Below are 25,271 nucleotides of genomic sequence, written 5' to 3'. Positions count from 1 at the left end.
TATTACTTGGCGAACTGAGGCAGCCTGGCTGGCTCGCCGGTGGACGGCTGGATGTTGTAGGTCCGCAGGACCTGGCTCATGACGGACCGGAAGACCGGTCCATTGGTGATTCCGTAAATGCTGCCTTTCGGCCGCTGGAGCACCACTTCCACAATAAACCGCGGATCGTCCATCGGGGCCATTCCCACCATGGAAGCGGTGTAGCCGCAGAACCCCGACTTGCCGTCGTCGCACGGTGACTCAGAGGTGCCGGTTTTCGCTCCGACGCGGTAGCCGTCGATGCCGGCGTCCTTGATCTGGCCCTCGGTGACGGCGCTCTCCAGGATGTCCCGGACCTGCTGTGCGGTGCCCTCGGAGACCACCTGGCGGGTGTCCGCGGCAGGCACTTTCTCTTCGGTCCCGTCAGCAGAAATGTACGAATCAATGAGGCGCGGCTGGATCATGGTGCCCTTGTTGGCGATCGCGGCGAACGCACGGACCGTCTGGAGCGTGGACTGGGAGACCCCCTGCCCGAAGAGGACTGTGAACTCCTGCCGGCCGTCCCACTGGTCGGCCGGAGTGAGGATTCCAGCAGCCGTTGAGGGCAGGCCAACATCCGGTGCCTCGCCAATGCCGAACTTACGGAGCCAGTCGTAACGCTCCTGCTTGCTGAGCGCCGAACCCGCCATCACGGTGCCGGTGTTCATGGAGTAGCCCAAAATACCGGCGAGGGTCCTGTCCTCTGTGCCGTGCGAGAAGGAATCGGTGAACGTCTGCCCGTTGATGGTCAACGACGGCGGCAGGGTGTACTCGCTCAGCGGGGTCGCTTTGCCTTCGTCAATGAGGGCAGCAGCAGTGATCATCTTCTGTACCGAGCCCGGCTCGTACGCAGCAGTGACGGACCTGACGCCGCGGTCGGCAGCGGCTACCAGGCCGGGGTTGTTCGGGTCCGGGGCGTTGGTGTCGGCCATGGCCACCAGGTTGCCGGTCTTGATGTCCATCACCGTGATGACGCCCCATTCGGCACCGAGCTTGTCAGTCTGGCTCTGGATGGCCTGCTGGGCAAAATACTGCAGGTCGGAGTTGAGGGTGAGCTTGACGTCCTTGCCATTTTCCGGCGGAGTCAGTTCATCGAGGCCAACGGGGATGCGGAGCCCATCGGCACCTTCTTCGTAGACGCGTTTACCGTCTTTGCCCTGCAGCAGCTCATCCTGGGTCTGTTCGATTCCGGCCTGGCCTGTGGTGCCGTCACGGAGGAAGCCGATGATTCCGCCTGCCACCGACCCATTGGGGTAGACCCGCTTGCTGATGCCTTCGCTGACGACGCCGGGGATCTGAAGTTTCGAGATCCGGTCCTCAACGTCGGGCTTGACCTCTTTGGCCACGACGTAATAGCGCGAGTCGCCCGTCAGCGCCGTTCGGACGTCGTCGGACTTCATGCCCAACGCCGCCGCGAGTTCGTTGATGCCTTGGTCCCGGCTGACGGCGACTACCTTGCGTTCGCCATCGACCGTGTCCAGCCGACGGAACGTGTCAGTGGCCGTGTTCAACTGCTGGTCCACCACAACGTTGTAGCGGATCACGCTGCTGGCCATGACGGTGCCGTTGGCGTCGAGAATCTTGCCGCGCTCAGCGGGCAGGACCGTCTCGGTCATCCGCTTGTCGAGGGCGGCTTCGGCGTTGCCACCGACATCCAGACCCTGCACCAGGAAGAGCTTGCCACCCACCACCAGCAACAGGGCCAACATGATGCTCAGCCCGAGCCGCAGCCGTTTGGTGGGGTTGGGCGATTTCCTGCTGTGTGCCGTGCCGGTCCTCTGCGCCACCCTGATTTTCCTTGCTGCTCGCTGTGTTGCCTTGACCTGCTACTTACTGACCGGGGACCTTCTGCGCGGGGGCAGGAACCGTTCCGCCGTTCAATTCCACTTTAGGGGCGGCAGGGACGGCAGCCGGGGCTTGCGCCACCGGCGCGGCGGAACCTGCTGCGCTTTCAGCGGGTTTGCGATTCTCCAACGGTTCACCCTTGGTAGCTGGCGGGACCACAATGAGCTGGCCGGCCACGGCGGGGGCGGGAAGAACCGACCCCGTGGTGGCGCCCTTGACGGCTGGGGTGGCCTTGCCGGTCACTGCCAGCGTGGACAAGTCGATCTGGCCCTTGACCGTGGAGGCCACCATGCCCAGATCGGTGGCCTTGGCCGCCAGGTTCTGCGGCGCTTCGAAGTTCTGCACCTGTTGGGTGAGGTCCTGGTTGGTCTTGGTCAACTGACTCTGCTTGGCGCGCAGTTCCACCAACTGGTACTGCGAGGTGGAGACGGAGATGTTGAGCACCAGAACGGCAACCAAGGCGACGGCGAGCATGGCGAAGCACAGCACCACGAAGGGCGCCCGGCGCTTCTTCGGAACGGTACGGACCACTGAGAGCGGAGTACGTTCCTTGCGCCCTGCGCCTGGACTTCCTGCCGGCTGAGCCTTACCAGCAGACAGGCTGGAGGCAGCGGGGAAGGACTTGACGGCGGCGATGCTCATGCAGCTCTCCTGGCTCTGATACGTTCCGCCGCGCGCAGCCTGGCTGAGGCAGCGCGCGAATTTTCGGCGATTTCGACGGCGGTAGGCACCTCGGTGCCTTTGGTCAGGGTCTTAAGTTCGGGTTTGTGCTCTTCGAGCTCCACCGGAAAATGCAGGGGCGCAGAAGACTTGGACCGCGACTGCAGCACACCCTTGACGATTTTGTCCTCCAGCGAGTGGTATGACATCACCACCAGGCGTCCGCCCATGGCCAGTGAATCCACTGCCGCAGGAACCGCGCGCTCAAGGACTTCAAGCTCTTCGTTGACCTCGATGCGTAGAGCCTGGAACGTTCGCTTGGCCGGGTGCCCGCCAGTTTTCGCTGCAGCTGCCGGGACCACGGAGCGGATCTGCTCCACCAGTTCACCGGTGGTGGCGAAAAGCTTCTCGGTCCGGGCGGCCACGATCCGATTGGCAATCCGGCCGGCAAACTTCTCCTCGCCCCACTTCCGGATGATTCGGACCAGGTCCTCTTCGCTGTAGTTGTTCACCACATCTGCCGCGGTCTGCCCGCGGCTGGTGTCCATCCGCATGTCCAGTGGCGCATCAAACGAGTAGGCGAAGCCTCGCTCGCGTTCGTCCAGCTGCAACGATGAGACACCCAGGTCCATCAGGATGCCGTGGACTTCGGTGACCCCGAGGTCGGCCAGGACGTCCTCGATTTCGTCGTAGACGGCGTGGACCAGGTCGGTGCGGGCCGAGAAGTCGGCCAACCGCTCCCCTGCCAGCGCCAAAGCCTCTTCGTCCCTGTCGATGCCGATCAGGTGCAGGTCCGGGAACCGCTGCAGCATTGCTTCGGAGTGCCCGCCCATGCCCAGGGTGGCATCGATGGCTACCGGAGTCTGGCCGCGGAGCCTGGCGGCCTCGAAACCAGGTGCCAACAAATTGATGCACCGGTCCTTGAGAACCGGCACATGGCGTTCGGACGTGGGCTTCGGGTGTTCAGTCATGCCTCGTCCTCTCTCGCCATGAGTAAAAATGTGTGCTTCTTGGATCAGAGCCCCATCCGTGCCTGCCATCCCTCTCCGCCTGGCTCCGGGGAAGTGAGCCAGGTGGTTGGGTGGGCGGGCCGGCTGGAGTTCTCAGCCAAGAAGCGTAGGAGTCCGGGTAGTCAGAGAATGCCCGGGATTGGATCGTCGGTTTCAGAGAAGGCCGATTCCTTCTCTGCGAGGTACTCGTTCCAGGCCTGGGCGTCCCAGATCTCTGCGCGGGATCCGGCCCCAATGACGGCCAATTCCCTGCCAAGACCTGCGTACTCCCGGAGCGCCGGTGGAATGGTCACGCGCCCCTGCTTGTCAGGTACCTCATCAGAGGCCCCAGAGAGAAAAACGCGGATGTAGTCACGCGCCTGCTTGGAGGAAATTGGTGCCTCCCGCATCTGCTCGTGAACCCGCTCAAATTCCTTCTCACTGAAGACGTAGATGCAACGTTCCTGGCCTCGAGTCAGTACCAGTCCGCTGGCCAGTTCCTCGCGGAACTTAGCGGGGAGAATGATCCGGCCCTTTTCATCAAGACGCGGCGAATGTGTGCCAAGAAACATTGGCCCACCGCCTGTCTTCTGAAAGGAACTGCACATCCCCTGTGTTGCAACCACCCTCTTATGTCCTCCACAGTACTCCACTTTGCTCCCCAGTCAACGCGAAACACCCCACGCCACTCCCCTATCTGTGGTGCGCATGCCGGAAATCCGCGGCCGCGAGCGGTGGAGGGCAGTGGAGGGAGTCCGCCGACCCGTCCGACCCACACGCCTGGTAAGGGGCTTCAGGGGCCTTCACTGGGCCCCGGCGGGCGCGTCAACTCCACCCGAGACGCCAAAATCTCCGAATCTGAGCCCGGGTGGGGCGAAGTGGGGACCCCCTCGAAACCCAGCCACCTGCCTTTTCGAAAGGGCAGTTTTATGCGGAGGCGTTAAATGCGAAAAGACCCGCCGGAGCGGGTCTTTTCGCGGATCCTCCACTAGCCCCAAGAGGAGCGCGGAAGGAGGCTGGGGCCTGGAAGCTTAGGGTTCGCCGCGGCGGCGTTCGTCCCAGCGTTCCTCGAGACTGTTCATGAATGAGCTTCGCGGCTTACCGGATTTCGCGGTACTACCGGGAGCACCGCCCCTGGCAGCTGCGGCGGCGCTACGCATGGTGGCGAAGTAGACGCCACCACCCATGACAATGAAGCCAAGGACGCCAACAACAATGAGCTGGGTAGTCACTCCGACCAGGAGCAGGAAGATGCCGGCAAGGGCGCACAGAACACCGATCACCACATGTCGCGTTGACCACGATCGGCCCGGATCCGAACCCATGGAGTTCGCAAACTTGGGGTCTTCCTCGTGAAGCTGCTTTTCAAGCTGTTCCAGCAGCTTCTGTTCGTGCTCCGACAGCGGCATCACGACCTCCTTTTGTAGGTCAACGTCCAGGCCAATCCCGGCCAGTACTCCGTTCGTTTTAACGACTGGAGCCCCTGATACGTTCCCACTCTGCCACCGATGACAAGAGCAGTGCCAAGCACTCAGCCGCCTAAGCGGAGCATGTCAGGAGGGTCCGGCAGTAAATCCATTCACTCGCAAACTATGTATCTTCAAGGATAGGTCGTCAGGCCCGGATCTGAAAGGCGAACGGGAAGTTCGCTGACCGATTTCGAAGAATGTTACTCCGGAGTATCCCGACTGGTCTCCGGCTCCATCAATCGGGCGGGCAAAACCGACTTGGAACCGAACCTGCGGGTGACCTGATCCAGCGCCTGCTCCGCTGCCCGCCAGTTGTCGTCGCGCCGATCGAAGCTCAACTGGAGCGATGTCCTGGCCGCTTCCTCCAGCCCCTCCGCTCGGATACCTACCAGCCGGACGGTCATGGCCCGCTGGCCCACTCCTTCCAGCAACTGCAGGGCCACCGCGTAGATGAGCTGGGCACTGTCCACGGGAGTATGCACCGTCCGGCTGCGCGAGATGGTGGAAAAGTCGGCGAACCGCAACTTTAAGGCGATGGTCCGAGCCACCATCCCGGAGCTTCGCAGGCGCACCGCCGTCCGGTGAGCCAGTCGAAGCAGCTCGCGGTGGATCAGTTCATCATCGGCGGTATCGATGGCGAAGGTCTCCTCCGCGCCGATGCTCTTTTCCAGCCGAATGGGCGTCACGGGGCGGGGGTCAATGCCCCACGACAATCGGTGCACGTGCTCACCGGTCGCCCCCATGGCTCGCTTCAACGTGGCAATGGGAGTAGCAGCCAGGTCGGCTACCGTCCTGATGCCCATGTTCGCCAACACGTCGGCAGTCTTCCCGCCCACTCCCCAGAGGGCACCGACCGGCAGGCTGTGCAAGTAAGGCACGGTGTCATCCGGACCGATCATCAGCAGTCCATCCGGCTTGCAGCGGGTCGAGGCGATCTTTGCCACGAACTTTGTCTCCGCTATCCCCACCGACGCCGTGATGCCCAGTTCCGCTGACACCCGACGGCGGATCAGCTCACCGATTCCCCTGGGTGGTCCCAACCGGCGCATGGCGCCGGTGACGTCAAGAAAAGCCTCGTCCACGCTCAGCGGTTCAACCAGCTCAGTGATGGATTCAAAAATGGCCATCAATTGGGCCGAGACCTCATAATACACTCCGTGGCGCGGTTCAATCACCACCGCCTGCGGACACATCCGCATCGCTACGGCCATGGGCATGGCCGATTTCACTCCGAAAGCCCTCGCCTCGTATGAGCCGGAAAGAACCACCGAACGCTCCCCCGGGAACCCCACAATGACGGGCTTGCCCACGAGTTCAGGGCGGGTCCGCAACTCCACGGAAACGAAGAAGGCATCCATATCGACGTGCATGATGCACTTGCGCCGGCGGTCCGTTGCGGCCGCCGATCCGATCTGGTTCCTACCTTCTGGTTGCACGGCTGTAATCCTAGCCGTCGGTACTGACTAAACTGGAGGTTGGATCCGGCATCTATACCAGGAGGAATGTCCCTGTGACGGTCATTGGAAAACTTCGGCCCGTGGGCCTCGCCCTCGTGGCCAGCACGGCACTCGCCTTGGCAGCCTGCAGCCCCACCCCGTCGGGCAGCCCGGCACCCACAGTTTCTGGGTCCACTTCGGCCGCCGCCCCCTCCACCGTGACCGCCTCGCCCAGCCCGTCGGCGTCGCCCAACACCTCAGCGACGGTGGGCGCAGTGGTTGCCGGCTTCCCCACCCAACTCCTTCCCCTCATGCCGGAGTCGACTGTGGTGTCCAGCAGCTTCGACAAGGCCACGACGCCGGTCACCGCGGCCTTGGTGGCAACGAATCGGACCACAGCGGCCGCCGTCGTGGATTTCTACACGAAGGCCCTCGAAGCGCAAGGCTTCAAGGCCGTACCCGGCGACTCAGTGGGCGCCATCGCCTCCAAGGACTTTGTCCGGAACGACTCTGAAACGGTCAATATCTCTGTTGTCGAGGCAGCCGGGGTCAGCACGTTCACCATCGGCGCCAACGTCGCCGCCGAGTCGGCGAAGTGAGCGCTGCGGAGCAGCTCCGGCACGAGCAGGCAGACTTTGTGGCGGCGGTGGCAGGCGAGCTGACAGGGTTCCTCAGCGCAAAGCAGTCAGTCATGGCCGCCATCTCGCCAGACATCGAGCCCATCATGGGTTCAATCTCCAACCTGGTCACCGGCGGCAAACGGCTGCGGGCACTGATGTGCTACTGGGGTTGGCGCGGTGCCGGCGGCGCTGCGGAGGCACCGGAAGTGGTGACCGCGGGCACGGCCCTGGAACTCTTCCAGGCAGCGGCCCTGATCCATGACGACATCATCGACAGGTCGGACACTCGACGCGGCGGCCCCAGCGTGCACCGCAGCTTCAGCCAGCTCCACGACGCCCAGGGCTGGGCGCTCGACAGTGAGCGATTCGGCCAGGCGGCAGGCATTCTCGCCGGCGACCTTTGCCTGTCCTTCAGCGAGGAAGCTTTCACGGACATCGGCGAACGAGCCGCCGCCCGAAGCACCGCGCGCCTGATTTTCAATCTCATGCGGGCCGAAGTCATGGCCGGTCAGTACCTGGACATCCTCGAGGAGGTGGCCGGTCCGGTCCGCGACCGCGCCGGTGCCGTCCACCGGGCGCAATCGATCATTCGATTCAAGAGTGCCAAATATTCTACTGAGCACCCATTGGCGCTGGGCGGCGCACTGGCAGGAGCCAGCACCGAACTCCTCCGCGGTTACTCAGCTTTTGCATTGCCATTGGGCGAAGCGTTCCAGCTGCGCGACGACGTACTGGGGGTCTTCGGCGATCCGCAGACCACGGGCAAGCCGGCAGGGGATGATCTTCGCGAGGGAAAGCGGACTGTCCTAGTGGCCCTCGCTTTGGAGCAGGCTACCGCAGCCGAGTCGGCGTTCATCGATGCCCGGCTGGGGCACCAGGATCTCACTGACCCTGAAATCGACCAGATCCGGACGATCATTGCGGAGTCGGGGGCGCTGCAGGCCACGGAAGTCCTGATTGAGCAGTTCGGCGCAACAGCCTACGAGGCGTTGGCAGCCCTGGATCTTGACGAGCTGCCTAAAACGGCACTACGCCGCTTGGCTGAAGTGACGGTCAGCCGCGCCGCCTGACCCGCACGCCGCGGCGGGCCAGGCACTGGTCCTACCAGGCCAGAGTTTGGGCCCGGCGCCTAATTTCGGTCTTTCGGCCTTCGCGCAGCGCATCAATGGGACGGCCTCGAAGTGACTCGTCTGCGGTAAAGAGCCACACGATCAGGTCTTCATCGGAATAACCAGCATCAGATAACACCACAATGGTGCCCTTTAGGCTGTCCACCACCATGCCATCCTGCAGGAAAGCGGCAGGGACGGAACGGATATTTCGCGCGCCAACCCGCACTGCGGCCAGGGCCCGTTCGGTAAGAAGGCTGTGCACCCGAGTAATGGGCACATTCAGTTCGAGGGCAACATCTGGCAGGGGCAACCATTCGCCCACAAGGTTTTCTACAGTACTCACGTACCAAGAATGCCACGGTGTGTGCCATGGCGCCCAGTTGGCCTGCCCTAAAGGGGCATTGGCCTGCGGTAATGGCAACAAATCCGTTTGTCATGAATATTGACAGTCTTCTTGTGATCTCCGCAGATTCGTGAAAGATTCACATTGATCACATCGGTAACACAAGTCACTTGCCTAACATTAGAATACGAACTGACAGCGGCTACCGCTGCACGTCGTGATGACCCCGCAGTTGAGAAAAAGGACCCCCTCCATGACGACATCCCGCACGCGCCAGCAGTCCCGGTCGCGCCTGCCGATGATTGCCGCCACCACGGCTGCCCTGCCCGCGGTTGTTCTGTCATCCCTGGCCATGGCCCAGCCGGCCACAGCACAGCCGGCAGTCCGGAGCATTCCGGGCACCCTGGCTGCAGCAATGAAGGCCCAGGCAGCCAGCCAGTTGACGTCGATCATCCCGGCATCAGCCGTCCCCGCTGTCATCCCTGCCCTTCGCCCAGCCCAGACAGCCGTCCCGGCGCAGTACACGATCGCCCGCGGCGACACGATCAGCGCCGTTGCAGGGAAATTCGGCCTGAGCACCAACGCTGTGCTGGCGTTGAACAACCTGCAGGCAAACACCATCATCTACCCCGGCCAGACGATCAAGCTCCCCGGCTCGGGCACTGCACCGGCAGCCCCGGCAGCCCCGGCAGCAGCCGCTCCTGCGGCACCGGCGGCCGCTCCCAGCGGCGCAAGCTACACCGTCAAATCAGGTGACACCCTGGGCGCCATTGCTGCCCGTCACAACGTGAGCCTCAGCGACGTGTTCGCATGGAACAACCTTTCCAACCGGTCCATCATCTATCCCGGCCAGAAGGTCAAGGTGGGAGCAGGCAGCGCACCAGCCCCAGCCGCCGCCGCACCGGCAGCTGCTGCACCGGTCGCCAGCACCAGCCCTGCGGCGTCAACGGGCTCGTACACCATCAAGTCGGGCGACACGCTCTCTGCTATCGCGTCCCGCCATGGCGTCAGTTTGGGCAACCTGCTGGCGGCCAACCGGATCAACGCAAGCACCATCATCTACCCCGGCAGCAAGTTGACCATCCCCGGGGCATCGGCTCCCGCGGCGGCAGCTCCAGCCGCACCGGCTGCGCCCGCCAAGGATCTGGTACCCAGTTCCTTCCTCGGGTTCTCCTACCCGGCAGCTGTGGTCAGCTCGGCCAACGAGAACAAGGCGCTGCTGAACGCGGCTCCGGTTCCCAGCCGCGCCGAAATGAAGACGATTGTTGCAGACACCGCCCGCAAGATGGGTGTCGACCCAACTTTGGCGCTTGCCTTCGCCTTCCAGGAGTCCAGCTTCGATCACCGCTCCGTCTCGCCGGCCAACGCCATCGGCACCATGCAGGTGATTCCCAGCTCCGGCCAGTGGGCATCGGACCTGGTCGGCAGGAAACTGAACCTCCTCGACCCCTACGACAACGCCACCGCCGGCGTAGCCATTATCAGGCAGCTCCTGGCAACCAGCGGTGACAGGGACTCGGCAATCGCCGGCTACTACCAGGGTCAGTACTCCGTCAGTAAGTACGGCATGTACGACGACACCAAGCGCTACGTTGCAAGCATCAAGTCGCACCAGCAAAGCTTCCGCTGAGTCGGCATAAGAACGCCACGGTGAGGCCCGGACCGGGATCGGTCCGGTCCTCACCTTTGCGGGATTAGGATCGAAGGGTGCAAGAACACGTCTCAGACCCCCTCATCGGAGCGCTGGTGGACAATCGCTATGCGATTCTCTCCAAGCTGGACTTCGGAGGCATGTCCACCGTGTACCTGGCCGTTGACCAACGCCTGGAACGCGAAGTAGCGCTCAAGGTGCTGCACCCGCATCTCGCGGCCAACAATGGTTTCCTGGACCACTTGGGCCGTGAGGCGAAGGCCGCGGCCCGGCTGTCCCATCCCAACGTGGTGGGTGTCTTTGACCAGAACACCGACGCCGCCACCGCCTACCTGGTGATGGAGTACATCAAGGGGCACACCCTCAGAGACGTCATCAAGGCCCAAGGCCGGTTGACGCCGCGCGCAGCGTTGGACTACATCGAACCGGTGGTCGCCGGCCTGGCAGCAGCCCACGCCGCCGGAATGATCCACCGGGACGTCAAACCGGAGAACGTCCTGATTGCCACGGACGGTCGCGTCAAGATCGGCGACTTTGGCCTCTCCCGGGCCGTGTCCAACGCCACCAGCACCGGGCAACTCATCGGCACCGCCGCCTACCTCTCCCCCGAACTGGTGGAGGCCAAGCCAGCCGACGCCCGCAGCGATGTCTACTCAGTGGGCATCATGCTCTTCGAGATGCTCACCGGCCAACAGCCCTACGCGGGCGAGACAGCCCTCCAGGTGGCGTACCAGCACGTCACCGGCACCGTCGCGGCACCGTCGAGCATCGTGCCGGGTTTGACCGCCGAGCTGGATGAACTGGTCCAGTGGTGCACGGCCAAGGATCCGGAAAACCGGCCGGTGAATGGCGGCGCGCTGCTGGCCGAACTCCACCACATCCGTTCCCAGCTCACCGACGCGGAGCTGGACCTGAAACCTGCGGCATCCCGCCAGCCCCAGCCAACCTTGCCGGCGGACCCCAGGTTTGGCGAGACCGCCGTGGTGGCGCAGCAGGGTGTAAATCCCACAGAGTTCATTGCCCGCAACAGCAACCCCACCACCATTCTTCCTGCGGCCCGGACGCTGACCCCACCGGACAAAGAACCCGTGCACGAACAGACCTGGACGCCGCCAACTCCAACCCCGACCAAACGCGAACAGCGCAGGAACGCCAAGGAATCAGCCAAGGCCGATGCCCGGGCAGCTGCCACACCCACCCGCACCCTGCACCACGGCAACCCACGGCGGCGCGGAATCCTTTGGGTAGTGGCACTGGTCCTCGTTGCCATCCTGGCAACCGGCGCTGGCTGGTTCTTCGGGCTGGGCCCCGGCGCCGCCGCCAGCATTCCTGCCGTCTCCAACAAGACCGTTGAGGATGCCCGGATCATCCTTGAGCAGGCCGGGTTCAGCACCAAGACCAGCGATGTGTTCGACGACGACGTCCCTAACGGCCTGGTGGTGGGCAGCGATCCAGCAGCGGGCGCTGAGATTCGAAAGTTCATTCCTATTTCACTGTTCGTCTCCAAGGGTCCCCAACTCTTTCCGCTCAGCGACCTGACCGGAGGCACGCTCGATGCGGCGAAGGCTGGCCTCAACGCAGCCGAAATGGCGTTGGGTACTGTCACCGAACAATTTGATGAAAAGGTAGCCGTGGGCGTGGTGCTCAGCCAGAATCCGGCGGCTGGTACTGACATCAGGCGCGGCACCCCGGTGGCATTGGTGGTCTCCAAGGGCCCCCAGCCCCTGCCCGTCCCCTCGGTGGTGGGTCAGCGGCAGAAGGCTGCCGTGGATGCCATCAAGGCAGCCAGCCTGGTCGCCGAGATTGCACCGGAGGAGGTCTTCGACGCCAAGGTTCCCGAAGGATCGGTGGTCAGCCAGAGTCCCGCCAACGGAACCCTCACAAAGGGGGGAACGGTCACGCTGACCATTTCGAAGGGCCCCAAACTGGTGGATGTGCCCAGCTTCGTTGGCAAACAAGCGGCCGAGGCAGAGAAGGCCTTGCAGGCCTTGGGCTTTGAGGTGCGACGCAACAACATCCTGGGCGGATTCTTTGGCACTGTCCGCTCGCAGGACCCGGTCAACACCAAGGTGCCGGAGGGCTCAGTCATTACCATCACGGTGGTCTAGGCGCACCAAGCAGAAGGCCCGCCGCCAGCAGCAGCTGGTGGCGGGCCTTCACCGTCAAGCAGGAGGGGCTAGTTCTTCGACAGCGCTCCGGCAACGAGGAACGCCATCTCGAGCGACTGCATGTGGTTCAGGCGCGGGTCGCAGACCGATTCGTAGCGGTCCAGGAAGGCTTCTTGGTCCACGGGATCTGCGCCGCCAAGGCACTCGGCGACGTCGTCGCCGGTCATCTCCACGTGCAGGCCGCCTGGAACGGTGCCCAACGCTTGATGGACCTCGAAGAAGCCGCGCACCTCGTCGATGACGTCGTCGAAGTTGCGGGTCTTGTAGCCATTGGGTGAGGTGACGGTGTTGCCGTGCATGGGATCGGTCACCCAGAGCACCTGCGCTCCGGAGGCGGTGACTTTCTCCACGAGGGCAGGAAGCTTCTCGCGGATGTTGCCAGCACCCATCCGGGTGATGAAGGTCAGGCGGCCGGGTTCACGCTCCGGGTCCAACTTGTCGATGAGGCGCAGCGCGTCGTCTCCCGTGGTGGACGGGCCAAGCTTGACGCCGATCGGGTTGCGTACCTTCGAGAGGAAGTCGACATGGGCGTGGTCGAGCTCGCGGGTCCGCTCGCCAATCCAGAGGAAGTGCGCGGACGTGTCGTAGGGAAGTCCGGTGCGGGAATCGATGCGGGTCAGGGCACGCTCGTAGTCGAGCAGCAGCGCTTCGTGGCTGGCAAAGAACTCCACGCGCTTGAGTGCTTCGAAGTCCGCGCCGCAGGAGTCCATGAACTTGATGGCCCGGTCAATGTCGCGGGCCAGTGATTCGTAGCGGGCGTGCGCAGGGTTCTCGGTGAAGCCCTTGTTCCACTGGTGCACCAGGCGCAGATCGGCGAAACCGCCCTGCGTGAAGGCGCGAATCAGGTTCAGCGTCGAGGCGGAGGTGTGGTAGGCGCGGAGCATGCGGGCGGCATCGTGGCCGCGCGATTCCGGCGTGAACTCGTAGCCGTTGACGATGTCGCCGCGGTACGCGGGAAGCGTCACGCCGTCGCGGGTTTCATCGTTGGAGGAGCGCGGCTTGGCGAATTGGCCTGCCATCCGGCCCATTTTGATGACCGGCATTGCGGCACCGTAGGTGAGGACCACTGCCATCTGCAGGATGGTCTTCACCCGTGAGCTGATCTTGTCTGCCGTAGCGGCGTCAAAGGTCTCCGCGCAGTCGCCGCCCTGCAGGAGGAAGGCCTTGCCCTGGGCCGCGTCCGCAAGCCGGGCACGCAGGACGTCTACTTCGCCGGCGAAAACCAGCGGCGGAACCATGGAGAGTTCCTGCACGGAAGCGTCAAAGACTGCCTTGTCCTGCCAGGTGGGCTGCTGTGAGATGGGAAGATCTCGCCAGCTGTCCAATCCGGGGTAGTTCGCGGCGCCGCTTTGGGCGATTCCGGACAGCGGGAGGGCAGATTTTTCAAATAGCTCAGTCACTCCCCTAGCCTATCTCCCGCCACGGCCTGCGGGGCACCGTGACCATCACGTGGACACCTCCCGGCGTCGTGACAGCAAGGGCGGGAAGGGCCGCCTACTGGGCGGCGGCAGCACCGCCGTCGGCCGCGGCGGACTGCCGGAGCTTGACGACGGCGGCATATTCGTCCACGTATTCCTGGCCGGAGAGCCGCATCAGTTCGAACATGATGGCGTCGGTGACCTTGCGCTGCACGGCGCGGTCCTCGACCTGGTCGTGGAACTCGGAGAAGTCCAGCGGCTCGCCGAAGATCATCCCGATCCTGCGGATGTTGGGGAGCCGCTTGCCGATGGGCTGGACCTTGTCCGTGCCGATCATGGCCACAGGAATCACCGGCACGCCAGCCTCCAATGCCAGGCGGGCCACCCCCACCTTGCCCCGATATAGCTTGGCGTCCGGACTCCGGGTGCCTTCTGGGTAGATTCCGAGGAGGCCGCCGTGACCCAAGACGTCCATCCCCGCACCGAGGGAGGCGGCCGAGGCTGCTCCGCCGGACCGATCCATGGGGAGCTGGTTGGTCAGCCGGAAGAAGAGCGCCGTGAGCCGACCCTTGATTCCAGTACCGGTGAAGTACTCAGACTTGGCCAGGAACACCACCGGCCGGCGGACCATCAGTGGCATGAAGATGGAGTCCGAGAAGGACAGGTGGTTGGAAGCGATGATGGCCGCTCCCTCGGCAGGAATATTGTCCAGTCCTTTGACCCACGGGCGGAACAGGAGCCGAAGGATCGGCCCGAGGAAGACCCGTTTCATGACCCAATAGAACACGTAGTGACCTCTCCCGACGGCGGCCGTCCAGCCCGGCGTCGGGCCCGGCCAGCAATTCAATGCCACCCTACTCTAGTGAGAAACACCGCGAACAGTGACACGATGGACGCATGACTGCAGGCACCCATCCGACCCCTCCGGCCGCCTTCAGCTACCCCGGCCACGGCGAGCGCGCTCGGATTGGAATCGCCATCTGCCACGGGTTTTCCGGCAGCCCGCTGAGCGTTTTGCCGTGGGCCCAGTACTTGGCGGATGCAGGCTTCTGCGTTACCGTGCCGCTCCTCCCCGGCCACGGAACCAGCTGGCGCGATCTGGGCCGGCGCAGCTGGCGGGACTGGTACGGCGCCTACGAAGAGGCGTTCCTGGACCTGCAGGCGCGGACCGACACCTGCTTTGCGGCCGGCTTGTCCATGGGTGGCGCCATTGCCCTCTTGACTGCCGCCAAGCACCGGGTGGCGGGGGTCAGCGTGGTGAACCCGGGCCTGACGTTCTACGACCGGCGGATCAAGGTGATCGGCCTGCTGAAATTCGTCCAACGCACCACCGCGCCCATCGCCGAAGACAAGCCCAGTGCCATGGTGACCTACGACGGCGACTACTCACGGACGCCGCTGGCAGCAGTTCACGAACTGAAAAAGCTCTTCGCGGCAGCCACCCGGGGACTGCCCACCATCAGCGCTCCCGTGCAGGTGTTCAAGTCGTTGACCGACGTGGTGGTGCCACCCACCTCGCTGGCCCTGATGCGGAAGCACCTGGGGTCCCACCTGGTGGAGGTGGTGGACCTTGCGGAGAGCGGCCATGTGGCTACGCTTGATGTGGACGCGCCGTTGATTTTCGCGTCGTCCCGCGCGTTCTTTGATTCCACTGCCCGCACCGCCCTCCCGTTGGAGACCTCATGACCGCAGCACCGGACCACCGTCCCTTCAGCAGCGACGTCCGCGCCGGTGGACCAAGCATTGGAGTGGTGCTCTCGCACGGCTTTACCGGCAGCCCGCACGGACTGCGTGACTGGGCGCAGGCAATGGCCGACGCCGGATTCGCGGTCCGCATGCCGCTCTTGCCCGGCCATGGCACCAGCTGGCAGGACCTGTCCCGCAAAAAGTGGCACCAGTGGCACGATGCCCTGGATGCCGCGTATCTGGACCTTGATGCCAGCTGCGAGCACGTTTTTGCTGCGGGGCTCAGCATGGGCGGAGCGCTGGCCCTCCGGATCGCGGCAACCCGCCCGGTGGCAGGCGTGGTCTTGGTCAACCCCGGGTTGGTTATCGACGATCCGCGAGCTCCGCTGGCCGGGCTGCTCAAATTGGTGGTCAAGTCCACGCCGCCAATTTCCAACGACATCCTCAAGCCAGGGGTCGAGGAAGGCGCCTACCCGCGCACGCCGGTGGCGGCCGCGCACGAGCTCAACAAGATGTTCAAAGACACTGTCCGGCTGCTCCCTCGCGTCACCGCACCGGTCCAGGTCTACCGCTCCAGCGTGGACCATGTGGTGTCTGAATCCTCGATGGTCGCCTTGCGGCAAGGCCTCAGCCATGCGCCGCTGGAGGTCATCCCGCTGCCCAACAGCTATCACGTGGCCACCATGGACCACGACGCCGGAACAATCTTCCAGGGGTCGGTCGACTTCATCACCCGGCACGTCGCCACGATCACCCCCGCGGCGTCCGGAACTCCAGCGCCAGCCAGGGAGGATAGCCATGACCCGGCATGAATCGGACTCCGCTGACCACGATGCCAGCCAGGACGACGCCGTGTGGCTGGATCTGGTGGCCCGGCTCGAAAGTGACTTTGCCGGCGTCGACCCGTCCCCGGATCCAGCGCCCGCGCCGCCGCGGCCCTTCCGGGATTTCGATCCCCTGGGCCTGGCTGGAAATGCACCGGCCGAGCCGTCAGCCGCCGAACGCGCCGCGGGAGCACCAGGTGAGGCCGGTCCGTTGGGTCCCCGCGATTATGACGTGGAGGACGACGACGGCGAGTTCGTTCCCGAGGAGCCGCCCAGCCTCGCGGGCACGGATCCCCTCACCGTGCTGGCCTGGTGTGGCGCGCTGGGCGGGCCACTGGCGATCATGGCCACGGTGATGTTCTGGCGGTCGGCTCCCCTGTTGGCGATCGTGGGCATGGTGGCAGCCTTCGTTTTCGGGGTGGCGTTCCTGATCATGAAGCTGCCGCAGGAGAAGGCCGACGGCGACGACGGCGCCAGGGTCTAGCGGCGCCCGCGGCTGCTGACGCGGGCCAGGTCGGCGGCCCCAATGAGTCCCGCGTTGGGGCCAAGGGCGGCGAGTTTGATGTCGGCGACAGGCCGGAAGCCGCGGCCGGTCAGGTTCCGGGCGAACGCCTTGCGGGCCGGACCGACCAGGAGTTCGCCCGCCGAGCAGAGCCCGCCACCGATCACAAAGAGCCCTGGATCCAGTGCGGCGGCCAGGTTGGCGAGCCCCAACCCCAGCCACTCCCCCACGTCCTCCACCAGTTCCCGGGATGCCGGATCGCCTGCCAGGGCGAGCTCGGTGACGATCGCGCCGGTGAGCGACACAGCATCACCGGACACTGCGTCCAGCAAGTCCCTGGCCATGGGCGAGTTGGCGCTGGCGAGCAGCCGAGCTTCCCGGCCGAGGGCATTCCCCGACGCGTACTGCTCCCAACAACCGCGGTTACCGCATTCACAACGCTGCCCGCCCGGCATGATGACTTGGTGGCCAAACTCGCCGGCCACCCCAAAGCGGCCCCGCTCGATCCTTCCGTCCATGACCATGGCGCCCCCGATTCCGGTGCCCAGCGTGATGCAGACCAGCCTGCCCTCACCCTGCCCGGCGCCAAAGCGCCATTCTGCCCAGGCCGCGGCGTCGGCGTCGTTCGCCAACAGGACAGGGCGCCGAAGGAGCTGCTGCAGGTTCGCCCGCAGGGGTTCGTTCCGCCAGGCAAGGTGGGGGCTGAAGAGCACCGTGCCACCGTCCAGGTCCATCCAGCCGGCAGCGCCAATTCCCACCGATCCCACCCGGTAGTCCCGTCCCAGCTCGGTCACCAGTTCCACAATGACGCGTTCGACGGCGCGTGGATCGGTGCCGGGGGTGGCCCGGCGGCTCTGGCGGAGGATGCGCCCCTCGGCGTCCACAACGCCGGCTGCCACCTTGGTTCCACCGATATCGATCCCGATCGCCAGGCCCTTGCGGCCCAGCCGCACTCGGGGGTGGAAACCGGCGTCACGGCGAATCCGGGCCGGCGCCGGTGGCCTGCGTCCCCAGGGAACGTTTCTCGCCGGAAGGGTGGGCTGCTCACCGGCAGCTGCTGCGTTCATAGTCCACCATCCTAGATCGCCCGCCCCGGCTCCCGCAGACGGCCCTCACACCGGACCGGGAAGGCACATTGACGCCAATGTTACTGGCCAGTAGGTTTAGTTCCAGCATGGCCTCGCGCGGACATACTAGGCTGGTTGCACATCCCTGCGCGGGACCTCGGATATCAAAGGAGCTATAGTGCGCGAATTCAGTGTTCCGTCCCTCGTTGTGGCCGCACCAGAGACCAACGTCACGGACCTGGTGCTGCGGCAGTCCAACAAGCCGAGCAACCCCATCCTGTTCTCGCGGCTGGACGCCACCGGCGCCTGGCAAGACATTGCCGCCAAAGACTTCCTCGCCGACGTGCACGCCCTCGCCAAGGGGCTGATGGCCAGCGGCGTTGGCGCCGGAGACCGCGTGGGAATCATGTCCCGTACTCGCTACGAATGGTCTCTGGTGGATTTTTCCATCTGGTTCGCCGGCGCGGTTTCGGTGCCGATTTACGAGACGTCTTCGCCGTCTCAGGTTGCCTGGAACTTAGGTGACTCCGGCGCCGTGGCTGCATTTGGCGAGTCGGCGCACCACGAAAACATCATTCAGCAGGCGGCTACGTCCGAGGGCCTCACCGCGCTGGCGAACGTCTGGCAGCTGGAAGGCAACGGCCTGGACGCACTCCGGGAGGCCGGCCGGGGCGTCAGCGACGCCGACCTGGAAGCGCGCCGCGCCACGGCGAACCTGGATGACGTCGCCACCATCATCTATACCTCCGGCACCACCGGCAGGCCCAAGGGCTGCGAACTGACCCACGGCAACTTCGTGGAGCTCTCCGACAACGCGCTGGCCATCATCGGCGAAATTGTGCACGAGCATGCGAAGACGATCATGTTCCTTCCGCTGGCGCACGTGTTTGCCCGCTACATCTCCGTGCTGGCCATGGCGGCCGGCACCACGGTAGCCCACACCCCGGACATCAAGAACCTGCTCGCTGACCTGCAGAGCTACCAGCCCACGTTCATTTTGGCTGTTCCCCGCGTCTTCGAAAAGGTCTACAACTCGGCCCTGACCAAAGCAGAGGACGGTGGCAAGGGTGCCATCTTCCACCGCGCAGCAGACACCGCCATCGCCTACTCCAAGGCGCGGCAAGCTGGCTCGGTAGGCCTGGGCCTGAAGCTCAAGCACGCCCTGTTCGACAAGTTGGTCTACGGCAAGCTCCGCGCGGCTATGGGTGGCCAGGTGGCCCACGCTGTCTCCGGCGGTGGGCCCCTCGGCGAACGGCTGGGCCACTTCTTCCAAGGGATCGGCATGCAGGTCCTCGAGGGCTACGGCCTGACGGAAACCACCGCACCCATCACGGTCAACACGCCCTCACGGATCAAGATCGGTTCCGTCGGCAAGCCGCTGCCGGGCAACGCCGTCAAGATTGCCGACGACGGCGAAATCCTCGCCAAGGGCGTCTGCGTCATGAAGGGCTACTACAAGCGCGAAGAACTGATGGCCGAAACCTTCACCGAGGGCTGGTTCCGCACCGGGGACGTCGGCAGGATTGATGAGGACGGTTTCGTCTGGATCACGGGCCGCAAGAAGGAAATCATCGTCACCGCCAGCGGCAAGAACGTGATCCCGGCCCTGCTTGAGGATCAGATCCGCGCCGATGCGTTGGTCTCGCAGGTCCTGGTGGTCGGCGACAACAAGCCGTTCATCGGCGCTTTGGTCACCTTGGACCCCGAGGCCCTGCCGGGTTGGTTGCAGAGGCACGGCCTGCCCGCAAGCACATCGCTTGCCGACGCGGCCAGCAACACCGTGGTCAAGGCAGCCGTCCAGGACCTGATCAACGCCGCCAACGGTTCGGTGTCCCAGGCGGAAGCCATCAAGTCCTTCCGCATCGTGCCGGCAGATTTCACCGAAGCGTCAGGGCACCTGACCCCGTCCATGAAGGTCAAGCGGGCGCAGGTGATGAAGGACTTCGAGGCCGTCATCGAGGAAATGTACTCAGCGCCGCGCGCGTCCTGACCGCAGGGTCCGCCGGCAGACCTGGTCTAAGCGCACCAACGAGACGGGGCCACCCCCAGCCAAGGAATCCAGTTCCTTGGCTGGGGGTGGCCCCGCCTCGTTGTGGTGTGGTTACTCGACCACGATCAGCAGATCGCCGCCCTGGACCTGCTCCACCGCGGAGATGGCGAGGCGCGAGACCTTGCCGCCCACCGGCGTCGTGATGGACGCTTCCATCTTCATGGCTTCGATGGTGGCCACGGTATCGCCTGCCGCCACGGTGTCGCCCGCCTTCACTGTCACGGTGACGGCGCCGGCAAACGGTGCCGCAACGTGGCCCTGCTGGGCGGGGTCGGCCTTCTCCGTGGCCTTGACGTTGCTTACCACTGAGCGGTCGCGGACCGTGACATTGCGGGACTGACCGTTGAGGGTACACATGACGGTGCGCATACCCTTTTCGTCCGGTTCCGAAACGGCCTCGAGCGACGCGATCAGGCGCACGCCACGTTCAAGGGTGATCTCATGCTCCCCGCCCTGCTGCAGGCCGTAGAGGTAGTCACGAGTGTCCAGGACCGAGATGTTGCCGTAGGTCTCAACGCTCTTCAGGTAGTCCTTGGTGGGACCGGCGAACAGCAACCGGTTCAAGGTGTGCTGGCGCGTCTTCGAGTCCGCCTGCAGCGCAGCGCTGTCCTCGGCACTCAATTCCACGTCGCGCACCTTGATGCTGCGGCCCTGGAGGGCCTTGGTGCGGAACGGTTCCGGCCAGCCTCCGGGCGGGTCGCCCAGTTCACCAGACAGGAACCCGATGACCGAATCCGGGATGTCGTAGTTTTGCGGGTTCTCGTTGAAGTCGGCCGGGTCGGCGTTCAGGCCCACCAGGTGCAGGGCGAGGTCGCCCACCACCTTCGACGACGGCGTGACCTTGACCAGGCGGCCCAGGATCCGGTCCGCGGCGGTGTACATATCCTCGATGGCCTCGAAGCGCTCCCCCAGACCAAGTGCCATGGCCTGCTGGCGCAGGTTGGACAGCTGTCCGCCGGGAATCTCGTGCTGGTAGACCCGGCCGGTGGGGCCCGGCAGGCCGGACTCGAACGGGGCGTAGACGCGTCGGACGGCTTCCCAGTACGGTTCCAGTGAGCTCACACTGTCCAGGTTGAGGCCGGTATCCCGTGGAGTATGCGCCAACGCTGCAACGAGCGAGGACGCCGACGGCTGGCTGGTGGTGCCGGCCAACGAGGCGGACGCCACGTCCACGGCGTCGACGCCGGCATCGACAGCTGCCAGGAGGGTGGCCAACTGGCCGCCGGCCGTATCGTGCGTGTGCAGGTGCACGGGCAGGTCGAACCGTTCGCGCAGTGCCTTCACCAACCGGGCGGCGGCGGCGGGCCGAAGCAGCCCGGCCATGTCCTTGATGGCTAGGATGTGGGCGCCGGCGTCGACGATCTTCTGCGCGAGTTCCAGGTAGTAGTCGAGGGTGTAGAGGGTTTCGTCTGGGTTGAGCATGTCCGCGGTGTAGCAGAGGGCAACTTCTGCGACGGCGGTACCCGTGGCCCGGACGGCGCGGATGGCCGGGGCCATCTGGTTCACGTCGTTGAGGGCGTCGAAGATCCTGAAGATATCGATGCCCGTGGCGGCGGCCTCGTTGACGAAGGCTTCGGTCACCTCTTCCGGGTAGGGCGTGTAGCCCACGGTGTTCCGGCCGCGCAGCAGCATCTGCAGGCACACGTTCGGCAGGGCTTCCCGGAGTGCGGCAAGCCGGTCCCACGGGTCCTCGCCCAAGAACCGTAGCGCGACGTCGTAGGTGGCGCCACCCCAGGCTTCCACCGAAAGCAGCTGCGGCAGGAGCGCCGTCACTGCAGGTCCGGCGGCAACCAGGTCCCTAGTGCGCACCCGGGTGGCCAACAGCGACTGGTGGGCATCACGGAACGTGGTGTCGGTGACGGCCACGGCCGTCTGGGCCCTGAGGGCCGCCGCGAAGCCTTCGGGGCCGAGTTCCTGCAGCCGCTGCCGGGAGCCAGGTTCGATCGTTGCGTCTTTGACGACGGGAAGCTTGTCCGCCGGGTCTGAGTGGACCGTCAACTCGCCGTTGGGCTTGTTGACGGTGACATCGGCAAGCCAGGTCAGCAGCTTGGTGCCACGGTCGGCCGAGACCCGGGCCTTGAGCAGCTCGGGGCGCTCATCGATGAAGCTGGTGGCAACATCGCCGGCGATGAAGGCCTCATCATCGAGGACAGCCTGGATGAAGGGGATGTTGGTGGACACGCCACGGATCCGGAATTCCGCAAGGGCCCGGCGGGCCCGGGCAACGGCCGCGGGGTAATCGCGTCCGCGGCAGGTGAGCTTCACCAACAGGGAATCGAAGTGCGGGCTGATTTCGGCACCCGAGTAGACGGTGCCGCCGTCGAGCCGTACCCCTGCGCCACCGGCGGAACGGTAGGCAGTGATCTTTCCGACGTCGGGGCGGAACCCATTACTGGGGTCTTCAGTGGTGATGCGGCTCTGCAGCGCGGCGCCCTTGAGGTGCACCGTTTCCTGCGAGAGGCCGAGGTCCGCGAGGGTCTCGCCGGCCGCGATCCGCATCTGCGCCTGCACCAGGTCCACGTCCGTGACTTCTTCGGTGACGGTGTGCTCCACCTGGATGCGCGGGTTCATTTCGATGAAGACGTGCTGGCCGGCCCGTTCACCCACGGTGTCCACCAGGAACTCGACGGTTCCTGCGTTGACGTAGTTCAGTGCCTTGGCGAACTTCACGGCATCGCGGTAAAGGGCCTGCCGGATGCCCTCGTCCAGGTTGGGAGCGGGCGCAATTTCGATGACCTTCTGGTGGCGACGCTGGATGGAGCAGTCACGTTCGAAGAGGTGCATGATGTTGCCCTCTGCGTCAGCCAGGATCTGCACTTCGATGTGCCGTGGGCGCAAGACCGCCTGTTCCAGGAACATGGTGGGGTCACCGAAGGCGGCGTCAGCCTCGCGCATGGCCGCGTTGAGTGCCTCTGGAAGGGCTTCACGGGTGTCCACGCGGCGCATGCCACGGCCGCCACCGCCGGCTACGGCCTTGGCGAAGATGGGGAAGCCGATTTCGTCTGCTGCCTTGATGAGTTCGTCCAGGTCCTTGGACGGCTCGCTGGACTTCAGGACGGGGACGCCGGCTTCGCGGGCAGCTTTAAGGGCCGCCACCTTGTTGCCAGCCAGCTCCAGTACCTCGGCCGGCGGGCCGACGAACGTGATGCCAGCTTCCTTGGCCGCCCGGGCCAGGTCCGGATTTTCGGAGAGGAAGCCGTAGCCGGGGTAGATGGCGTCGGCACCTGACTCCTTGGCGACCCGCACCACCTCAGCCACGTCCAGGTAAGCGCGGACCGGGTGTCCTTCTTCACCAATCAGATACGCCTCATCCGCCTTCTGGCGGTGGATCGAGTTTCGATCCTCATGAGGGAACACAGCAACGGTTTTGGCACCCAGCTCGTAGCCGGCGCGGAAGGCCCTGATCGCGATTTCGCCGCGGTTGGCCACCAGTACTTTGGAAAACATACTTCTCCTGCATCATTGCGATTGGATCGGTGAGTGGTCACAGTGTCTAAGAACGGTGCCGCCCATGACAAATCTTCGTGACAACCATCACAGTAATCCCCGTCATCTCCCAAAGAGTTTCGCGGTCGTCACTAAAAATACCCCGACCCAAAGTCCGTTGCCGTGCCGCCGCCGTAGAAAGCAATAAACGTCCAGACAGCAACATATGATGAGTAGGGCGGCAGGTCCGTCCGGACTCGGTTCTGCCGAGCCAAAGTACTCCGAACAGGGCAACCGGCGTTAGGTTTTGGTCTCTCAAGTGCAAGTAGTCAGCATCAGCAGCCTCAAGGGCGGGGTCGGCAAGACCTCCGTCACCACAGGACTAGCCTCGGCGGCGCTGGCCGCAGGAATCCGGACTTTGGTGGTTGACCTCGATCCGCATGCCGATGCCACCACCGCCTTGGGCGTGCAGCCTGGTGATCAGCTGGACATTGGCAAGATGCTCAAGAGTCCCCGCCGGGCACGGCTCGCGGACAACGTGGTTGGTAGCAGCTGGACCGCCAAGGCTTCATCCAACGGGTCCGGACCAGCAGTCCTGGACGTCGCCGTCGGGTCCGCCTACACAGGCATCTACGACCGTCCGGACCTTGGCAGGCGTGACCTGCGCCGACTCTCCACAGTGCTTGCCGGCGCCGACAAGTATCAGCTGGTGCTCATCGACTGCCCGCCGTCACTCAACGGCCTGACCAGGATGGCGTGGTCCGCCAGCGACAAGGTGGCCCTGGTCGCCGAACCTGGGCTCTTCTCCGTGGCTGGTACCGAGCGCACCCTGCGAGCCATCCAGTTGTTCCGGCGCGAGTTCGCCCCCAACCTGGTACCTGCAGGCATTGTGGCCAACCGGGTCCGTCCCAGCTCCTCCGAACACACCTACCGGCTGGCCGAGATGGAATCCATGTTTGGCGAGCTGTTGCTCAGCCCGAGGATTCCGGAACAGGCCAACTGGCAGCAGATCCAAGGCGCAGCCCACCCCGTGCACCAGTGGCCCGGCGATTCGGCCAAAACCGCAGCCGGACTTTTTGACGACCTGCTGGCCAACGTGATGGCGGCTGGTGGCGGCCTGCGCAGCCGCGCCCGCTAGGGATACTGCCGGTCACAGACAGCAAGCTAAACAAAAAAGCCGCTCCGAGGAGCGGCTTTTTTGTGGCGCGGTGGTCAGCTGATTTTTCGGGTGGCCCTGCGCTTGCTCAACTCATCATCCGGGAAGGATTGTTCAACGGCGTGCTCACTGGGCAGCGAGGCGAGGCTGCCTTCAACTTCACGCCACACGCGGCCTACGGCGATGCCGAAGACTCCCTGGCCGCCCTGCACCAGGTCGATGACTTCGTCGGCGGACGTGCATTCGTAGACACTGGCGCCGTCGCTCATCAGCGTGATCTGGGCGAGGTCTTCGACGCCTCGCTCCCGGAGGTGTTCCACGGCGGTGCGGATCTGCTGCAGCGATACTCCGGTGTCCAGGAGCCGCTTGACCACTTTGAGGACCAGGATGTCCCGGAAACCGTAGAGGCGCTGGGAGCCGGATCCGGCTGCGCCGCGGACAGCGGGCTCAACGAGTCCGGTGCGGGCCCAGTAATCCAGCTGGCGGTACGTGATGCCGGCTGCTTTACAGGCGGTGGGGCCGCGGTAGCCGGCGTCTTCGTCAAGAACGGGGAGGTCCTCCGTGAACAGGAGGCCCTGAGCTCCGCTGACGGGCACAGCAGCACCGCCAGTGGGCTGCTTCAGCCCGCCTGATTCGCCTTTGGGACTCACCTGGATCCTCCTTGTTGTGCGTTCCCCGGAGCTACTGCACACGAGCACGAGGCCAGACTGGCCATGTCCGCAGGGCGCACTTTCCAGTGTGACGTGCCCGGCTGCCGTACGCAATGGGAACCTAATACCTCGACGTTAGGCCCGGCGGGGGCCAAGGTCAAAGACGTTGGGGGCTTCGAGG

At 64.6% G+C, this 25,271-nt stretch carries 21 protein-coding genes; 9 read left to right on the top strand and 12 right to left on the bottom strand.

What is annotated here, in order from left to right; genetic code table 11:
• Nucleotides 1-2: 2 nt before the first annotated feature.
• The 6 genes from PSET11_RS15445 to dinB form a co-directional block, all read right to left on the bottom strand.
• Entirely contained in the window at nucleotides 3-1,805 is a 1,803-nt protein-coding gene (locus tag PSET11_RS15445) for a peptidoglycan D,D-transpeptidase FtsI family protein (protein WP_124093216.1), read from the bottom strand.
• Nucleotides 1,806-1,848: 43 nt separating this feature from the next.
• Nucleotides 1,849-2,505, bottom strand: coding sequence for a cell division protein FtsL (gene ftsL / locus PSET11_RS15440; protein WP_124093215.1), 657 nt, complete (start codon nucleotides 2,503-2,505; stop codon nucleotides 1,849-1,851).
• The gene (rsmH, locus tag PSET11_RS15435) at nucleotides 2,502-3,494 is read right to left on the bottom strand and encodes a 16S rRNA (cytosine(1402)-N(4))-methyltransferase RsmH (protein ID WP_124093214.1); all 993 of its coding nucleotides are present in this window, start codon (nucleotides 3,492-3,494) and stop codon (nucleotides 2,502-2,504) included. Before rsmH ends, ftsL begins: the two co-directional genes overlap by 4 nt.
• 161 nt (nucleotides 3,495-3,655) lie before the next feature.
• Nucleotides 3,656-4,084: a division/cell wall cluster transcriptional repressor MraZ gene (mraZ, locus tag PSET11_RS15430; protein WP_124093213.1), complete on the bottom strand. Its 429-nt coding sequence runs from the start codon at nucleotides 4,082-4,084 to the stop codon at nucleotides 3,656-3,658.
• Nucleotides 4,085-4,543: 459 nt separating this feature from the next.
• A complete protein-coding gene (locus tag PSET11_RS15425) occupies nucleotides 4,544-4,921 on the bottom strand; it encodes a DUF3040 domain-containing protein (protein ID WP_124093212.1) in 378 nt (125 codons plus the stop codon).
• A gap of 260 nt (nucleotides 4,922-5,181) precedes the next feature.
• Nucleotides 5,182-6,417 (bottom strand): DNA polymerase IV, encoded by a 1,236-nt coding sequence (gene dinB, locus PSET11_RS15420; protein WP_377946744.1) that lies wholly within the window; start codon nucleotides 6,415-6,417, stop codon nucleotides 5,182-5,184.
• Between the two features lie 74 nt (nucleotides 6,418-6,491).
• Here dinB and PSET11_RS15415 point away from each other — a divergent pair, with 74 nt between their 5' ends.
• Nucleotides 6,492-7,016 carry a hypothetical protein gene (locus PSET11_RS15415; protein WP_124093211.1) on the top strand — a complete coding sequence of 175 codons (525 nt, stop codon included), beginning with the start codon at nucleotides 6,492-6,494 and terminating at the stop codon, nucleotides 7,014-7,016.
• Nucleotides 7,013-8,107, top strand: coding sequence for a polyprenyl synthetase family protein (locus PSET11_RS15410; RefSeq protein WP_124093210.1), 1,095 nt, complete (start codon nucleotides 7,013-7,015; stop codon nucleotides 8,105-8,107). The genes PSET11_RS15415 and PSET11_RS15410 overlap by 4 nt, the downstream gene beginning before the upstream one ends.
• A gap of 31 nt (nucleotides 8,108-8,138) precedes the next feature.
• Here the strand turns inward: PSET11_RS15410 and PSET11_RS15405 are convergent, their stop codons facing one another.
• Complete coding sequence (locus tag PSET11_RS15405) at nucleotides 8,139-8,492, bottom strand: Rv2175c family DNA-binding protein (RefSeq protein WP_203415997.1); 354 nt, start codon at nucleotides 8,490-8,492, stop codon at nucleotides 8,139-8,141.
• Nucleotides 8,493-8,745: 253 nt separating this feature from the next.
• Here PSET11_RS15405 and PSET11_RS15400 point away from each other — a divergent pair, with 253 nt between their 5' ends.
• Together PSET11_RS15400 and pknB are read left to right on the top strand one after the other, a co-directional pair.
• Nucleotides 8,746-10,122, top strand: coding sequence for a lytic transglycosylase domain-containing protein (locus PSET11_RS15400; RefSeq protein ID WP_124093209.1), 1,377 nt, complete (start codon nucleotides 8,746-8,748; stop codon nucleotides 10,120-10,122).
• Between the two features lie 77 nt (nucleotides 10,123-10,199).
• A complete protein-coding gene (gene pknB, locus PSET11_RS15395; RefSeq protein ID WP_124093208.1) occupies nucleotides 10,200-12,251 on the top strand; it encodes a Stk1 family PASTA domain-containing Ser/Thr kinase in 2,052 nt (683 codons plus the stop codon).
• Between the two features lie 68 nt (nucleotides 12,252-12,319).
• Here pknB and PSET11_RS15390 read toward each other — a convergent pair whose 3' ends face one another.
• Both PSET11_RS15390 and PSET11_RS15385 read right to left on the bottom strand, forming a co-directional pair.
• The gene (locus tag PSET11_RS15390; protein WP_124093207.1) at nucleotides 12,320-13,711 is read right to left on the bottom strand and encodes a class II 3-deoxy-7-phosphoheptulonate synthase; all 1,392 of its coding nucleotides are present in this window, start codon (nucleotides 13,709-13,711) and stop codon (nucleotides 12,320-12,322) included.
• A gap of 94 nt (nucleotides 13,712-13,805) precedes the next feature.
• Nucleotides 13,806-14,516: a lysophospholipid acyltransferase family protein gene (locus PSET11_RS15385; RefSeq protein WP_124093206.1), complete on the bottom strand. Its 711-nt coding sequence runs from the start codon at nucleotides 14,514-14,516 to the stop codon at nucleotides 13,806-13,808.
• A 110-nt stretch (nucleotides 14,517-14,626) separates the two neighbouring features.
• Here PSET11_RS15385 and PSET11_RS15380 point away from each other — a divergent pair, with 110 nt between their 5' ends.
• From PSET11_RS15380 to PSET11_RS15370, 3 genes are read left to right on the top strand one after another with little or no spacing between them, the layout of a single operon-like run.
• Nucleotides 14,627-15,415 (top strand): alpha/beta hydrolase, encoded by a 789-nt coding sequence (locus PSET11_RS15380; protein WP_124093205.1) that lies wholly within the window; start codon nucleotides 14,627-14,629, stop codon nucleotides 15,413-15,415.
• Nucleotides 15,412-16,227: an alpha/beta hydrolase gene (locus tag PSET11_RS15375; RefSeq protein ID WP_124093204.1), complete on the top strand. Its 816-nt coding sequence runs from the start codon at nucleotides 15,412-15,414 to the stop codon at nucleotides 16,225-16,227. The genes PSET11_RS15380 and PSET11_RS15375 overlap by 4 nt, the downstream gene beginning before the upstream one ends.
• The gene (locus PSET11_RS15370; protein WP_124093203.1) at nucleotides 16,214-16,723 is read left to right on the top strand and encodes a hypothetical protein; all 510 of its coding nucleotides are present in this window, start codon (nucleotides 16,214-16,216) and stop codon (nucleotides 16,721-16,723) included. The genes PSET11_RS15375 and PSET11_RS15370 overlap by 14 nt, the downstream gene beginning before the upstream one ends.
• Here PSET11_RS15370 and PSET11_RS15365 read toward each other — a convergent pair.
• On the bottom strand, nucleotides 16,720-17,808 hold the full coding sequence (locus PSET11_RS15365) for an ROK family glucokinase (protein ID WP_124093202.1): 1,089 nt from the start codon (nucleotides 17,806-17,808) through the stop codon (nucleotides 16,720-16,722). The genes PSET11_RS15370 and PSET11_RS15365 overlap by 4 nt on opposite strands.
• Before the next feature lie 178 nt (nucleotides 17,809-17,986).
• Between PSET11_RS15365 and PSET11_RS15360 the strand changes: the two genes are divergently transcribed.
• Complete coding sequence (locus PSET11_RS15360; RefSeq protein WP_124093201.1) at nucleotides 17,987-19,798, top strand: AMP-dependent synthetase/ligase; 1,812 nt, start codon at nucleotides 17,987-17,989, stop codon at nucleotides 19,796-19,798.
• 111 nt (nucleotides 19,799-19,909) lie between these two features.
• Here the strand turns inward: PSET11_RS15360 and PSET11_RS15355 are convergent, their stop codons facing one another.
• A complete protein-coding gene (locus tag PSET11_RS15355) occupies nucleotides 19,910-23,305 on the bottom strand; it encodes a pyruvate carboxylase (RefSeq protein WP_124093200.1) in 3,396 nt (1,131 codons plus the stop codon).
• A 298-nt stretch (nucleotides 23,306-23,603) separates the two neighbouring features.
• Here PSET11_RS15355 and PSET11_RS15350 point away from each other — a divergent pair, with 298 nt between their 5' ends.
• Nucleotides 23,604-24,422, top strand: coding sequence for a ParA family protein (locus PSET11_RS15350; protein ID WP_124093199.1), 819 nt, complete (start codon nucleotides 23,604-23,606; stop codon nucleotides 24,420-24,422).
• 74 nt (nucleotides 24,423-24,496) lie between these two features.
• Here the strand turns inward: PSET11_RS15350 and PSET11_RS15345 are convergent, their stop codons facing one another.
• A complete protein-coding gene (locus PSET11_RS15345) occupies nucleotides 24,497-25,090 on the bottom strand; it encodes a MerR family transcriptional regulator (protein WP_124093198.1) in 594 nt (197 codons plus the stop codon).
• Nucleotides 25,091-25,271: the final 181 nt, after the last annotated feature.

The organism is Arthrobacter ulcerisalmonis (assembly GCF_900609065.1).
Taxonomy (GTDB): Bacteria; Actinomycetota; Actinomycetes; order Actinomycetales; family Micrococcaceae; genus Arthrobacter; species Arthrobacter ulcerisalmonis.
This window is presented reverse-complemented; position numbering and strand designations above follow the sequence as displayed.

Bases quoted from the DNA above. Each gene is read 5' to 3' on its own strand.
- ftsL (WP_124093215.1), bottom strand. From the start codon at position 2,505: ATGAGCATCGCCGCCGTCAAGTCCTTCCCCGCTGCCTCCAGCCTGTCT.
- rsmH (WP_124093214.1), bottom strand. From the start codon at position 3,494: ATGACTGAACACCCGAAGCCCACGTCCGAACGCCATGTGCCGGTTCTC.
- mraZ (WP_124093213.1), bottom strand. From the start codon at position 4,084: ATGTTTCTTGGCACACATTCGCCGCGTCTTGATGAAAAGGGCCGGATC.
- PSET11_RS15425 (WP_124093212.1), bottom strand. From the start codon at position 4,921: ATGCCGCTGTCGGAGCACGAACAGAAGCTGCTGGAACAGCTTGAAAAG.
- PSET11_RS15400 (WP_124093209.1), top strand. From the start codon at position 8,746: ATGACGACATCCCGCACGCGCCAGCAGTCCCGGTCGCGCCTGCCGATG.
- PSET11_RS15380 (WP_124093205.1), top strand. From the start codon at position 14,627: ATGACTGCAGGCACCCATCCGACCCCTCCGGCCGCCTTCAGCTACCCC.
- PSET11_RS15375 (WP_124093204.1), top strand. From the start codon at position 15,412: ATGACCGCAGCACCGGACCACCGTCCCTTCAGCAGCGACGTCCGCGCC.
- PSET11_RS15370 (WP_124093203.1), top strand. From the start codon at position 16,214: ATGACCCGGCATGAATCGGACTCCGCTGACCACGATGCCAGCCAGGAC.
- PSET11_RS15365 (WP_124093202.1), bottom strand. From the start codon at position 17,808: ATGAACGCAGCAGCTGCCGGTGAGCAGCCCACCCTTCCGGCGAGAAAC.
- PSET11_RS15355 (WP_124093200.1), bottom strand. From the start codon at position 23,305: ATGTTTTCCAAAGTACTGGTGGCCAACCGCGGCGAAATCGCGATCAGG.